The 13,408-nt window shown below is 73.6% G+C and carries 10 protein-coding genes, 2 tRNA genes, 1 other RNA gene and 1 riboswitch; of the genes, 7 read left to right on the top strand and 6 right to left on the bottom strand.

The window, feature by feature from the left end:
- Positions 1 to 149: 149 nt before the first annotated feature.
- Positions 150 to 360, top strand: a riboswitch (cyclic di-AMP (ydaO/yuaA leader).
- A gap of 82 nt (positions 361 to 442) precedes the next feature.
- On the top strand, positions 443 to 607 hold the full coding sequence (locus ACIBNE_RS11745) for a hypothetical protein (protein WP_399271352.1): 165 nt from the start codon (positions 443 to 445) through the stop codon (positions 605 to 607).
- Between the two features lie 269 nt (positions 608 to 876).
- Here ACIBNE_RS11745 and ACIBNE_RS11740 read toward each other — a convergent pair.
- Positions 877 to 961 (bottom strand) — tRNA-Ser (locus tag ACIBNE_RS11740).
- Between the two features lie 74 nt (positions 962 to 1,035).
- Here ACIBNE_RS11740 and ffs point away from each other — a divergent pair.
- The 6 genes from ffs to ACIBNE_RS11710 all read left to right on the top strand — a co-directional run bounded on the left by ffs (position 1,036) and on the right by ACIBNE_RS11710 (position 9,471).
- An RNA gene (ffs, locus tag ACIBNE_RS11735) (signal recognition particle sRNA small type) lies at positions 1,036 to 1,130 on the top strand.
- A 45-nt stretch (positions 1,131 to 1,175) separates the two neighbouring features.
- Complete coding sequence (locus ACIBNE_RS11730; protein ID WP_399271351.1) at positions 1,176 to 3,422, top strand: DNA polymerase III subunit gamma and tau; 2,247 nt, start codon at positions 1,176 to 1,178, stop codon at positions 3,420 to 3,422.
- 60 nt (positions 3,423 to 3,482) lie between these two features.
- Positions 3,483 to 4,733 (top strand): phosphoribosylamine--glycine ligase, encoded by a 1,251-nt coding sequence (purD, locus tag ACIBNE_RS11725; protein ID WP_399271350.1) that lies wholly within the window; start codon positions 3,483 to 3,485, stop codon positions 4,731 to 4,733.
- 293 nt (positions 4,734 to 5,026) lie between these two features.
- Positions 5,027 to 6,781 carry a hypothetical protein gene (locus ACIBNE_RS11720; protein WP_399271349.1) on the top strand — a complete coding sequence of 585 codons (1,755 nt, stop codon included), beginning with the start codon at positions 5,027 to 5,029 and terminating at the stop codon, positions 6,779 to 6,781.
- Between the two features lie 211 nt (positions 6,782 to 6,992).
- Positions 6,993 to 8,462 (top strand): N,N-dimethylformamidase beta subunit family domain-containing protein, encoded by a 1,470-nt coding sequence (locus tag ACIBNE_RS11715; protein WP_399271348.1) that lies wholly within the window; start codon positions 6,993 to 6,995, stop codon positions 8,460 to 8,462.
- 109 nt (positions 8,463 to 8,571) lie between these two features.
- Positions 8,572 to 9,471, top strand: a complete 900-nt coding sequence (locus tag ACIBNE_RS11710) for a phosphoribosylaminoimidazolesuccinocarboxamide synthase (RefSeq protein WP_399271347.1) — start codon at positions 8,572 to 8,574, stop codon at positions 9,469 to 9,471.
- Between the two features lie 97 nt (positions 9,472 to 9,568).
- Here the strand turns inward: ACIBNE_RS11710 and ACIBNE_RS11705 are convergent.
- The 5 genes from ACIBNE_RS11705 to ACIBNE_RS11685 all read right to left on the bottom strand — a co-directional run bounded on the left by ACIBNE_RS11705 (position 9,569) and on the right by ACIBNE_RS11685 (position 13,368).
- Positions 9,569 to 9,641: transfer RNA gene (locus tag ACIBNE_RS11705), tRNA-Gly, on the bottom strand.
- 22 nt (positions 9,642 to 9,663) lie between these two features.
- Complete coding sequence (locus tag ACIBNE_RS11700) at positions 9,664 to 10,260, bottom strand: response regulator (protein ID WP_399271654.1); 597 nt, start codon at positions 10,258 to 10,260, stop codon at positions 9,664 to 9,666.
- Positions 10,261 to 10,364: 104 nt separating this feature from the next.
- Positions 10,365 to 11,594 carry a sensor histidine kinase gene (locus ACIBNE_RS11695; protein ID WP_399271346.1) on the bottom strand — a complete coding sequence of 410 codons (1,230 nt, stop codon included), beginning with the start codon at positions 11,592 to 11,594 and terminating at the stop codon, positions 10,365 to 10,367.
- Between the two features lie 44 nt (positions 11,595 to 11,638).
- Positions 11,639 to 12,406 carry an ABC transporter permease gene (locus ACIBNE_RS11690; protein WP_399271345.1) on the bottom strand — a complete coding sequence of 256 codons (768 nt, stop codon included), beginning with the start codon at positions 12,404 to 12,406 and terminating at the stop codon, positions 11,639 to 11,641.
- Positions 12,403 to 13,368, bottom strand: a complete 966-nt coding sequence (locus ACIBNE_RS11685; protein ID WP_399271344.1) for an ABC transporter ATP-binding protein — start codon at positions 13,366 to 13,368, stop codon at positions 12,403 to 12,405. Before ACIBNE_RS11685 ends, ACIBNE_RS11690 begins: the two co-directional genes overlap by 4 nt.
- Positions 13,369 to 13,408: the final 40 nt, after the last annotated feature.

The raw sequence follows: 13,408 nt of genomic DNA, 5'->3' as shown, positions 1-13,408 counted from the left end.
CCCGCTTGACCAGGGTCAATTGATCGTTCTTCGCAACTGAACGGACAGTAGTGACCATCCCCACAAATGGCCGATTTCTTAGGGGCTTTTGGGGTGTTCTGCGTCACGATCTCTTCCAAGACAAGCCCTCGTCACAGACGACGGGGCCGTCCGGGCGGACGCCGAGTCCTGCCGCCGCCCGGACGCTCTGTCGACAGGAGTGGATCGGCAGGAGTGGAGGACCCAGGCAAGACGGGTCGCCGTGACGGTCGCGCCACGACCGAACGAGCGGCCCTTGGGGTGAAGCCGCGTCAGCGGCCGGGTAACTTCGTTGGCCCGAATCCGACAGGTCATCCTTCATAGGCGGCTGACGAAGGCAGAGCGAGCCATGACGGCAGCGCAGAACAATCCGCAACTCTCCGGGCCGGGGGACGGGTCTCCGAGAAACAGGAAGACGGAAGCCGTGATCACGATCCTGGTCGCGATCATCGGCGGGTGCTTCGCGGGAATCCTCCGTCGAACGATGGAGGGGGTCTCGTACTACGAGGCCATCAGCACAGGGGCTCTGGCCGCACTCGGGCTGGGCGGCTTCATCTTCGTGGTCCTGACCTACGTCAACAGGTCGTGACCAAGGGCAAACAGGAGGTCGGCCAACCTCCACCACCCGTCGGAGGCGCCAACAGGAAGGTCCCGGCCCCCACGGCGATCCCGTAGGAGACGCGGACAAGGCGGGAGGGCCCCTGGCACCTGGGTCAGGGACCCTCCTCCCCTGGTCGAACCGGATGTCACCACCGGATCGGTGCACCGGGACGGAAACAGAGACGGAAACTGAGATGGAAACTGTGCCGGGGAACGACGAAGGCCCGGACCGTTTGCACGGTCCGGGCCTTCTGCCTGCGGAGGATACGAGATTCGAACTCGTGAGGGGTTGCCCCCAACACGCTTTCCAAGCGTGCGCCCTAGGCCTCTAGGCGAATCCTCCGCCGCAAACAATACAAGACGCCGGGGGGTGCTCGCGAACTCGATCCCGGGCGGGGGGATCCGCTAGGGTGGGGGGCAGCCCCTCACGTGGCGCTATCTGACTGAACTCCCCCAGGGCCGGAAGGCAGCAAGGGTAGGTCGGCTCTGGCGGGTGCGTGGGGGGCGCCTTGCGTTCCTGGGCCGGGTTGTCGGTGGGCCCGGATAACCTCGTAGGTGTGTCGTCCCTTGCGCTGTACCGCCGCTATCGCCCCGAGTCGTTCGCCGAGGTCATCGGGCAGGAGCATGTCACTGCCCCGCTGATGCAGGCCCTGCGGAACAACCGGGTCAATCACGCGTACCTGTTCAGTGGTCCGCGCGGCTGTGGCAAGACCACCAGCGCGCGGATCCTCGCCCGCTGCCTGAACTGCGAGCAAGGTCCCACCCCCACGCCCTGCGGGGAGTGCCAGTCCTGCCGCGACCTCGCGCGGAACGGGCCGGGGTCCATCGACGTGATCGAGATCGACGCCGCTTCGCACGGTGGTGTGGACGACGCCCGTGACCTGCGCGAGAAGGCGTTCTTCGGGCCCGCGAGCAGCCGCTACAAGATCTACATCATCGACGAGGCCCACATGGTCACGTCGGCGGGCTTCAACGCGCTGCTCAAGGTGGTCGAGGAGCCGCCGGAGCACCTGAAGTTCATCTTCGCGACGACGGAGCCCGAGAAGGTCATCGGGACCATCAGGTCGCGCACGCACCACTACCCCTTCCGGCTCGTGCCCCCCGGGACCCTGCGGGACTACCTCGGCGAGGTGTGCGGCAGGGAGAGCGCCTCCGTCGAGGAGGGCGTGCTGCCGCTGGTCGTGCGGGCCGGTGCCGGTTCCGTGCGCGACTCCATGTCCGTCATGGACCAGCTGCTCGCCGGCGCGGACGACGAGGGCGTGACGTACGCCATGGCGACCGCCCTCCTCGGCTACACCGACGGGTCGTTGCTCGACTCGATGGTGGACGCCTTCGCCGCGGGGGACGGCGCCGCCGCCTTCGAGGTCGTCGAGCAGGTCATGGAGGGCGGCAACGACCCCCGGCGGTTCGTCGCCGACCTGCTGGAGCGGCTGCGCGACCTGGTGATCCTCGCCGCCGTGCCCGACGCGGGCGAGAAGGGGCTCATCGACGCCCCGGCCGACGTCGTGGAGCGCATGCAGGCCCAGGCGTCGGTGTTCGGCGCCGCCGAGCTCAGCCGCGCCGCCGACCTGGTCAACACCGGGCTCACGGAGATGCGCGGCGCCACGTCGCCGCGGCTCCAGGTGGAGCTGATCTGCGCGCGCGTGCTGCTGCCCGCCGCCTTCGACGACGAGCGCTCGCTCCAGGCCCGGCTCGACCGGCTGGAGCGCGGCGGAGTGACCTTCTCGGGTACGCCGGGCGGCGGCGGCGCGCCCGCCGTGGGGTACGTCCCCGGGCCCGACGCCCACGGGCACGCGCCCGCGCCGATGGCCCAGGCCCCGATGGCCCCGCCCGCCCCGGCCCCGGTGGCCGGCCCCGTGCAGGCCGCTCCGGCCCCCGCACCCGTACAAGCTCCGGCGCAGGCTCCCGCCCAGGCGCCCGCCCCCGCCCAGGCGCCCCCGCCCGCCCAGCCCGCCGCCGCGCGCCCCGGCGCCTGGCCCGGCAGCGGCGGCGGCAGCGGAGCCGGTGTCGGCGGGGGTGCCGGTGCCGGTGGCGGACAGCCCGGCGGCTGGCCCACCGCCTCCGCGCCCGGCCAGGGCCGCCCCGCCCCCGCCGCGCAGAACCCCGCGCAGAACCCCGCGGCGCAGGCCCCGGGCCACGCCCCCGGCCAAGCTCCCGCCGCGCCCGCCCCCGGCGGCGGCGACCCGGCGCAGGGCGCCGCGACCGTGCGCAACCTCTGGCCGAGCATCCTGGACGCGGTCAAGAACCGCCGCCGCTTCACCTGGATCCTGCTCAGCCAGAACGCCCAGGTCACCGGCTTCGACGGCACGACCCTCCAGATCGGCTTCCTCAACGCGGGCGCCCGCGACAACTTCGCGAGCAGCGGCAGCGAGGACGTCCTCAAGCAGGCGCTCGCCGAGCAGTTCAACTACCACTGGAAGGTCGAGGCGATCGTCGACCCGTCGGGCGGCGGCCAGCCGGTCCAGGGCGGCATGGGAGCCCCGGGAGGCATGGGAGGCATGCAGGCGCGCCCGCCCATGCCGCCGCCCTCCGCCCCGGCCCCCGCGCCGATGCCCGCCCCGGCCCCCGTACCGCAGACCGCCCCCGCCCCGTCGCACGCGCAGCCGCCGCAGCAGTCCGCGCCCCAGGGCCCGCCCGCGCAGGCCCCCGCCCGGACGCCGGAGTACGCGCCCCCGCCGGTCGCGCCCGAGGACGACATCCCCGAGGAGGACGACCCGGACCTCGTCGACTCGGCGCTCTCGGGCCACGACCTGATCGTGCGGGAGCTGGGCGCTTCGGTGGTGGAGGAATATACGAACGAGTAGGGGAGGGGCGGTCGGAGGCCCGTACGAAGGCAGCGCGGCGCGGCGGCTAGGCTGGCTGCCGTGAACGTCCTTGTCATCGGCGGCGGCGCCCGCGAACACGCCCTGTGCCGCTCTCTCTCGCTCGACCCCGGCGTCACCGCCCTGCACTGCGCGCCCGGCAACGCCGGGATCGCGGAGGTCGCCCAGCTCCACCCGGTCGACCAGCTGGACGGCGAGGCCGTGGCCCGCCTCGCCACCGAACTCGGCGCGGGCCTCGTGGTCGTCGGCCCCGAGGCGCCGCTGGTCGCCGGCGTCGCCGACGCCGTGCGCGCGGCCGGCATCCCCTGCTTCGGCCCCTCCCGCGAGGCGGCGCTGCTGGAGGGTTCCAAGGCGTTCGCGAAGGACGTCATGGCGGCGGCGGGCGTGCCCACCGCGCGCTCCTACGTCTGTACGACCCCGGAGGAGATCGACGAGGCCCTGGACGCCTTCGGCGCTCCGTACGTCGTGAAGGACGACGGTCTCGCGGCGGGCAAGGGCGTCGTGGTCACCGAGGACGTCGAGGCGGCCCGTACCCACGCGCTGGCCTGCGACCGCGTCGTGATCGAGGAGTTCCTGGACGGCCCCGAGGTCTCCCTCTTCGCGATCACCGACGGCGTGACGGTCCTCCCGCTCACGCCCGCCCAGGACTTCAAGCGCGCGCTCGACGGCGACGAGGGCCCCAACACCGGCGGCATGGGCGCGTACTCCCCGCTCCCGTGGGCCGACCCCAAGCTGGTCGACGAGGTCCTGGCGACCGTGCTCCAGCCGACCGTCGACGAACTGCGCCGCCGCGGCACGCCCTTCTCGGGACTGCTGTACGCGGGCCTGGCGATCACCTCGCGCGGCGTACGGGTCATCGAGTTCAACGCCCGCTTCGGCGACCCCGAGACGCAGGTCGTGCTGGCCCGCCTCAAGACGCCGCTGGCCGGTGTCCTGCTGAACGCCGCGAACGGCACGCTGGACTCCGAGCCGCCGCTGAACTGGCGCGACGACGCGGCCGTCACCGTCGTCGTCGCCTCGCACAACTACCCGGGCACCCCCCGCACCGGCGACCCGATCACGGGCCTGGACGAGATCGCGGCCCAGGACGCCCCCGAGGCGTACGTCCTGCACGCCGGTACGAAGCGCGAGGGCGACGCGGTCGTCAGCGCGGGCGGCCGGGTGCTGTCGGTGACCGCGACGGGTGCGGACCTGGCGCAGGCGCGGGAGCGCGCGTACGCCGCGGTCGCCCGCATCGGTCTCGACGGCTCGCAGCACCGTACGGACATCGCGCGCGAGGCCGCGGAGGGCTGAGCCCCGCCGCTGTGGGGAGCCGCCCCGAGAGAGCCGCCCGAGGGAGCCGCCCGGGGAGCGGTCCCGGGGCGGCCGCAGTCTAGGGCCGATCGTCATCACCTCTGCCCAAAGCCATTCCATCGGGTGACGACTGCCCCATCTGGATGACGCCCGCCGCAGCCCCAACTAGGGTGCGGCGCAGGCGTTCCGGCACTTGGCCCACCGGCATTGCGATGTCGGTGGAGGGTGCCACAGTGGGGGAGTGAACAGATCCGTCACGGAAGCATCAGGGGCAGAGGGGGTGACGTCCGGCCGTGTCCAGTACCGATGCGGGTGAGGAGCGGGGCGCGCGGGCCGCACACGCCCGCGCCCTCGCCGTGCTGCGGGTGCGCAGCAGGGCACTGGCCGTGGCGCTGCTGCCCGCGGCCGTCGCCGTGGTGCTGCTGTTCGCCGCCGCCAAGGGTTTCGTCGGCGGCGCGGGCTGGGACGCGGCGCGCTGGGCCGTGACGGGCTGCGCGGTGGCGGTGCTGCTGCTGGCGGCGGCCGTCGCCGCGGTGGTGGCCCGTGCCAGACCTGCGGTCAGCCCGACCGTCCCGCTCGACGAGGCCGCCGCGCCCGACCTCTACCGGATGGTCCGCGAGCTGGCCGAGCGCCTCGACGTGCCGGCGCCGTCGGCGGTGGCGCTCACCCCCGACTGCGACAGCTGGCTGGAGGACCGCAGCCACCCCGCCACGAAGGCCGTGAACGCCACGAAGGCCGGGAGCAACGCGAAGGCCGGTAGCGCCACGAAGCCCGGGAGCAACGCGAAGTCAGGGAACGGCACGGGCGCCGGGACCGCGGCGCGTGCCGACGGGCCGGGCACCGCGATATCCGGGGCCCCCGGCAGGGCGTCGCGCCGCCGTACCCCCGCGCCCGTCCTCGTCATCGGCTCCCCGTTCCTCTGGTGGATGCGCGTCGGCGAGCTGCGCGCGGTCCTCGCGCCCGTCGTCGCGGGCACGGGCCCGTCGGCCCACCCGGACATAGCGGCGGCCCGCCGTTTCGTACGGGGCCTGGACGCCGCCGCCGCGATCGCCTCGCGCCCCGGGCTCGACCCCGTACGCAGGGCCGCGTACGGCACGGTCGCCCGGTGCGCCCGCGTCCTGCTGCGGGGCGTCAGGGGCCACGCCACCGAGATGGAGCGCGGGGTCGCCGCGGCCGCGTCCGAGCGCGCCCAGGCCGTCGACTACGGCCTGCGGATCGTCGCCCAGGAGCAGGTCGGCCTCGCCTACGCGGGCTGGGACCGGCTGCTCACCCGGGTCGCGCTGCCCGCCTGGCGGATGGGCCGCTGGCCCTCCAGGCTCGACGCGGGCGTCGTCTCCGCCCTCACCGAACTCTCCCGCCGCGACCGCCTCGCCGAGGGCTTCGCCTCCCGGCTCGGCGAGCGGCCCGCCTGCGACCTCCTCGAAGAGCCCGGCGCGGCGGACGAGGCGGCGTCGCTCCTCGCGGCCAGGCTCTTCCACGGCGGCCCCGCCGAGACGGGCCCCGACTGGTCCCCGGTCGACTGGCAGGAGTACCCGGAAGAGGTCGTCGACCGGAAGTGGCGCACGGAGGCGGCGCGCCTCCAGCGGGTCCTGGACGCGGCGGGCGTCAGCGACCCGACCCTCGACCGGGTCCTGGACCACCTCGAAGGCGGCGAGCGCTGCGATCCGCTGGCGGCGGGGCTCGGCGCGGAGCTGGCCAGGGAGGAGGCGGCCCGCGAGGCGGCGGCCCCCGCGGTGCCCGAGGCGGCCGCGCTGAACCTCTGGGGCCCCGATCCGCTGCCGCTGTTCCCGCTCCAGCCGCCGCGCACGGGGCGCGACCTGCTGGCCGACCACGTCACGGCGATGGTCTGCTGCGCGGCCGTCGACACCGCGGGGGCGGCGCCCGGCCTGGACTGGCTGGACGGTCCCGCGTTGCTGGTGGAGGGGGAGCGCAGGGCGGATCTCGGCGGGCGGGTGCTGAGCCTGGTCGAGGACGGGGACGGGGAGCCGCTGCGGGAGTGGATCGCGGCGGTCGGGGTGCGTCCGGAGAAGCCGGTGCGGCTGGTCTGAGGGCGCGGCGCCCCACGGGGTGCCCCCGGACCGGCCGAGACACCCCGCCTGACCTGTGCTTTCGCCGCTCTCCGCCGGAACCTCCCGCTCCGTTCACGTCAATTCGCGACGAACGGTGACGGACCGCGTGCGTTATGTGATGTGCTGGGGATCGGCGCTGACAGGCGGGAGCGCGACCCACGCGCGCCCGGGATCCAGGGAGGGGAGCGACATGGGGCCGGAACAGATCCGAAGGTGGGAGTCCGGAGCCCTGGCGCACGCCGTCACGGACCCGTTCGGACAGGGCCCCGTCCCCTGGCTGCGCGGCAGCGAGCACTACTTCGACAACACGGGGCAGGTCGTCCCCTGGTACGCGGCCCCCGAGGGGCGCGTCCCGGCCCAGGGCAAGCCCACCGGGCCCCGCACGTCCGACGACGTGCACCGCCAGATCAAGGGCTTCGCGTCCAGCAGCGCCGTGGCGCCCGGCGAGGCGATCGACTTCCACGTCACGGTCGACCCGCCCCAGGAGTTCTCCGTCGACATCTACCGCATCGGCCACTACGGCGGCGACGGCGCCCGCAAGATCACCACCAGCCCCCGGCTCGCCGGGATCGTGCAGCCGCCCCCGCTCGCCGCCGACCGCACGGTCTCCTGCCACCACTGGTGGCTCTCCTGGCGGTACCAGATCCCCGGTTACGCCTCCATAGGCGCGTACGTCGCCGTGCTGACCACCGCCGACGGGTACCGCTCGCACATCCCCTTCACGGTCCGCGACAACCACCCGGCCGACCTGCTCCTCGTCCTCCCGGACGTGACCTGGCAGGCGTACAACCTCTACCCCGAGGACGGGCGCACGGGCGCCAGCCTCTACCACGCGTGGGACGAGGAGGGCCGGCTGCTCGGCGAGCAGGACGCCGCCGTGACGGTCTCCTTCGACCGCCCGTACGCGGGCGCGGGCCTGCCGCTGCACGTCGGGCACGCCTACGACTTCATCCGCTGGGCCGAGCGGTACGGCTACGACCTGGCGTACGCCGACACCCGCGACCTGCACGCGGGCCGCGTCGACCCCTCGCGCTACCGGGGGCTGGTCTTCCCCGGCCACGACGAGTACTGGTCCGTGCCGATGCGCCGCACGACCGAGCTGGCCCGGGACCAGGGGACCTCGCTGGTCTTCCTCTCCGCCAACACCATGTACTGGCAGGTGGAGCTGTCCGCCTCGCCGTCCGGCGTGCCCGACCGGCTCCTCACCTGCCGCAAGCGGCGCGGCCCCGGCAGGCCCGCGCTGTGGCGCGAGGTCGACCGGCCCGAGCAGCAGCTCCTCGGCATCCAGTACGCGGGACGGGTGCCCGACCCCTCCCCGCTGGTCGTGCGGAACGCGGACCACTGGCTGTGGGAGGCGACGGGCGGCGCCGAGGGGGACGAGCTGCCGGGGCTGGTGGCGGGGGAGGCGGACCGGTACTTCCCGCGGACGGCCCTGCCGGAGCACCAGGGGCGGATCCTGCTCGCCCACTCGCCCTACCGGGACGGGGAGGGGGCGCGGCGGCACCAGGAGACGTCGCTGTACCGGGCGCCGTCCGGCGCGCTCGTCTTCGCGTCCGGCACGTTCGCGTGGTCGCCCGCGCTGGACCGCCCCGGGCACGTGGACGCGCGCGTCCAGCGGGCCACGGCGAACCTGCTGGACCGCATCTGCAAGCGCGACTGACCCCGTCGGCGGCGGGACGGGGGTCTGGTCCGGGGCCCCCGGGGCACCCGGTACTCCGCCCGTACGGGAGAATCGGTACCGCTCCTGGATCAACCTACGCGGAGGCACCGTGTCCGGATTCGTAGAAAAGCCCGAGCCGCTTCAGGTTCCGGGCCTCACCCACCTCCACACCGGCAAGGTGCGCGACCTCTACCAGAACGCCGCAGGTGACCTGGTGATGGTCGCCAGCGACCGGATGTCGGCGTACGACTGGGTGCTGCCGACCGAGATCCCCGACAAGGGCCGGGTCCTCACCCAGCTCTCGCTCTGGTGGTTCGACCAGCTCGCCGACCTGGTCCCCAACCACGTGATCTCGACGGAGCTGCCGCCCGGCGCCCCCGCCGACTGGGCGGGCCGCACCCTGGTCTGCAAGTCGCTGCGGATGGTCCCGGTCGAGTGCGTCGCGCGCGGCTACCTCACCGGCTCGGGCCTGGTCGAGTACGACGAGTCCCGCACGGTCTGCGGCCTCGCGCTCCCCGAGGGCCTGACCGACGGCTCCGAGCTGCCCGCGCCGATCTTCACGCCCGCCACGAAGGCGGCCGTCGGCGAGCACGACGAGAACGTCTCGTACGAGGAAGTGGCCCGCCAGGTCGGCGCCGAGACCGCCGCGCAGCTGCGCCAGGCGACCCTCGCCGTCTACTCCAGGGCCCGCGACATCGCCAAGGACCGGGGGATCGTCCTCGCGGACACCAAGTTCGAGTTCGGCTACGAGGGCGAGCGGCTGATCATCGCGGACGAGGTGCTGACCCCGGACTCCTCGCGCTTCTGGCCCGCCGCGTCCTGGCAGCCGGGCCGCGCCCAGCCCTCGTACGACAAGCAGTTCGTGCGGGACTGGCTGACGTCCCCCGCGTCCGGCTGGGACCGCAAGGGCGAGCTGCCGCCGCCCGCGCTGCCGCAGGAGGTCGTGGACGCGACCCGGGCGAAGTACGTCGAGGCGTACGAGCTGCTCACCGGCCTCACCTGGAGCTGAGTGCCGCTGCCCCGCCGGGCGCCGACCGAGGCGCCCGGCGGGGCGCGCGTACGCACGAAGAAGCCCCCGGTTCAGGAGAACCGGGGGCTTTCTGCCGAGCGGACGACGAGATTCGAACTCGCGACCCTCACCTTGGCAAGGTGATGCTCTACCAACTGAGCCACGTCCGCATGCGCCGTAGCGCGGAACCCACTATACCCAACCTCGCTCGCGCGCGAGACGCACCGCCGCATGACGGTTCTCGGCGCCCAGTTTCGTCACGGCCGACGACAGGTAGTTCCGTACGGTCCCGGGGGACAGCGCGGCCCTCTGCGCGATCTCCGCGATGGGCGCCCCGTCCGCCGCGAACTCCAGCACGTCGGCCTCGCGCGCGGTCAGCGGCGAGTCGCCCGCGGAGATCGCGTCGGCGGCCAATTCCGGGTCCACGTAGCGGTTTCCCGCCCGTACGGTCCGGATGATCTCGGCGAGCCGCTGGGCGCTCACGGTCTTCGGGACGAACGCCCGCACCCCCGCCTCCAGCGCCCGCTTGAGGTGCCCGGGGAGGCCGTGACTGGTCACGATCATGGTCTGGCAGCCGGGCAGGTCGGACCGGATCGCTGTGGCGACCTTCACACCGTCCGCCCCCGGCATCTGGAGGTCGAGGACCGCGACGTCGGGCCGGTGCGCCAGCGCCATCGCGATGGCCTCGGGCCCGGACGCGGCCTCGGCGACCACCACCAGGTCGTCCTCCAGTGCGAGGAGCGCGGCCAGCGCGCCCCTGATCAGGTGCTCGTCGTCGGCGAGCAGCACGCGGACGGGGGCGGACCCCGAAGGGGCGGGGGCGGACCCCGAAGGGCCGGGGGCTCCTGTGGGCTCGGCTTCTGCGGGCACGGCTTCTCCGATCACGGCTTTGGTCACTGCTTCTCCAGTACCAGCGGTACCGACGCGGTCAGCAGCCATCTTCCGTCCTCGGTGCGGGCCGCCTCCAGGCTGCCGTCCAGTGCGGCGAGGCGCTCGCGCAGTCCGGCGAGGCCGGAGCCGGGGGGCGCCGTGGGCGCATCGGGCGCCCCGTCGTTCTCGACGGCGAGCACCGCCCGCCCGTCGGCGGCGGTCAGCCGGATCGCGCACCACTTGGCGTTGCCGTGCCGCAGCACGTTCGTGGCGGCCTCGCGCACCACCCAGCCGAGCGCCGACTGGACGGGTTCGGGCAGGGCGAAGCCCTTGCCCCCGTCGGGGTCCCCTTCGACGCCGTCGCGGCTGACCCGGCTGTCGATCCCGGCGGCCTTCAGCACGCCCTGCGCGCCCGCGAGTTCGCCCGCGAGGTCCGCGTCGCGGTAGCCGCGCACGACTTCCCGCACCTCGCGCTGGGAGTCCTGGGCGATGCGCTGGACCTCGGCCATCTGGTCGGCGGCCTCGGGCCTGCCGCGCTGTGCGAGCTGCACGGCGAGCTCGCTCTTGAGGGCGATCACGGCGAGGTTGCGGCCCAGCACGTCGTGCATGTCGCGGCCGAAGCGCAGCCGCTCCTCGGCGACCGCGAGCCGCGCCTCGATGTCCCGCGACCGGTCGAGCTCCCAGATCACCGTCAGGAACCAGCCGGTCGTGCGGACGGTCAGCAGGGTGAAGCCGGCGACGAAGAGCACGGAGGCCGCGCCGCCCGCCGCGTATTCGCCGCCCTTGGCCAGCCAGCCGGCCCCGGCGACCAGGAGCCCGGCCAGCGCGGTGCAGGCCAGCAGCCTGCGGACGGAACCGAAGAGGTACGTCGCCCAGCTCGCGTACCCGAGGACGTAGGGGAGCATCATGCCGAAGTCGGAGCCGCCCACGCCGTCCATGCGCAGGAGGGCGAACAGCAGGCCCAGGGAGGCCGCGCAGAGCACCAGGACGAGGGTCACCCACTGGCGCGGGACGGGGGCGCCCTTCAGGTAGTGCGTCAGTCCGTGGCGCAGGCAGACCGTGGTGGCCGCGGTCTGGGCGAGGACCAGCGCCCCGAGTCCCTGGGCGAGCGGGACGGCCCTTTCGTCGTCGACGGTCCCGGCCAGGGACCCGATGATGCCGAGGGCGAAGAGCACGGGCAGCACGTAGAGCGTGATCCGCATGTACAGGTCGAGCTTGGCCGCGTGGCTCCGGCCGCTCCAGAAGGTCTTCACGCCCGCACCCCGTGCATCTGCCGTTCCCCCGTGTTCCCGTGTGCCTATCGCCTGGGCTCCCAGCGGAACCACTTCTGTACGGCGAAGACCGACACTACGGTCCAGGCCAGGGCGACGGCGACGGCGCCCAGGACGTCGTACGTGCTCAGCGTGCCGGTCCAGCCGCCGCGGACGAGCTGCACCGCGGGCGAGAGCGGCAGCAGTTCGCAGACGGACGCCATCTTCTCGGGCATCAGCTCCAGCGGTACGACCATCCCGGAGCCGATCATCGAGACGAGCAGCATCGGGGTGATCGTCAGCTGGGCGCCCTCGGCGGACTTGGTGAACGCGGCGGTGACGGCGGCGAGTCCGGTGGCCAGCACGAGGCCGAAGAGTGCACCGAGCACCACGAGCAGGATGCTGCTCGGCGCCTCGACGTCGAGGACCAGCGCGCCCGCGACGGCGAGGACGAGGCACTGCACGACGCCCGCGACGAGCGTGGCGGACGCGGTGCCGCCGAGGATCTCCAGGTCGCCGGGTTCGCCGGTGCGCAGCCGCTTGAGCACGAGCTGGTCGCGGCGCACGACGTAGACGGTGACCAGCGCCGAGTACACCCCGAAGAGGAAGACGAAGCCGAGCATGGACGGCATCAGCATCGTGCCGAGGGTCAGTCCGGCGTCTTCCAGGTCGAGGTCGGAGATGAGCGACTGCATGGCGAAGGTCATGGCCAGCGGCAGCACCAGCGCGGTGACCAGCACCGCCTTGTGGCGTACGAGCAGGATCATCTCGGCCCTGGTCAGTGCTGCCAGGCGCCCCATCACGGCCGTGCTCATCGCGCCGCCACCTCTTCCTTCGCGTTCTGGTTCCGACCGTTCTTCGCTTCGCGCGCGATGTGCAGGAAGGCCTCTTCGAGGGAGGCGGACCGCATGTCGAGGCCGCGCAGTTCGACGCCCGCCGTCCCGGCCCAGTCGAGCAGCGCGGCGGCGGACCGCTGGAGCCGGTCGGTGTGCAGCCGCACGGTGCGGCCGTTGAGTTCGTGGCCCGTGACGCCGAGCGCGCCGAGCGGCGGGAGGTCCCCGAGGTGGTAGCCGTCGGGGAGGGTGAAGGAGATCCGGGAGGGGTGCGCGGCGACGACCTCCTCGACGCGGCCCTCGGCGGCGATCCGCCCCTCGTGCATGATCGCCAGCCGGTCGGCCAGCGTCTCGGCCTCCTCCAGGTAGTGCGTGGTGAGCAGCACGGTGGTGCCGGCCTCGCGCAGCTCCCGCACCAGCTCCCAGGTCTCCTGGCGGCCCTCGGCGTCGAGTCCCGTGGTCGGCTCGTCGAGGAAGAGCACCTCGGGGTCGGCGAGCAGGGCCATCGCCAGGTCGAGGCGGCGGCGCTCGCCGCCGGAGAGCTGCTTGACGCGGACCTTGCCGCGGCCGCCGAGCCCGACCCGCTCCAGCACGTCGCCGACGGGCCGCGCGCCGCTGGTGCACCCGGCCCACATGCGGGCCGTCTCCAGCACGGTCAGTTCGGAGGGGAAGCCGCCCTCCTGGAGCATCACACCGATCCGCGGGCGGACCGCGGCGCGCTCGGCGTACGGGTCGTGGCCCAGGACCCGCACGGTGCCGCCGGTCGGCGCGGCCAGCCCCTCCAGCAGTTCCATGGTGGAGGTCTTGCCGGCGCCGTTGGTGCCGAGCAGGGCGAAGAGCTCGCCGCGTGCCACGGAGAAGGAGAGGGAACGTACGGCCTCGAAGCCTCCGGCGTAGGTGCGCCGGAGCCCCTCGACATCGATGACGTACTGGTCGGTGTTCATGCTTCGAGTCTTCCGCCGGGCGGAGACCGGTATCAGTGCG

This window comes from Streptomyces sp. NPDC050504 (genome assembly GCF_044458065.1).
GTDB lineage: Bacteria > Actinomycetota > Actinomycetes > Streptomycetales > Streptomycetaceae > Streptomyces.
Note: the sequence above shows the minus strand (reverse complement) of the source record. Positions and strands in the feature narration are given on the sequence as shown.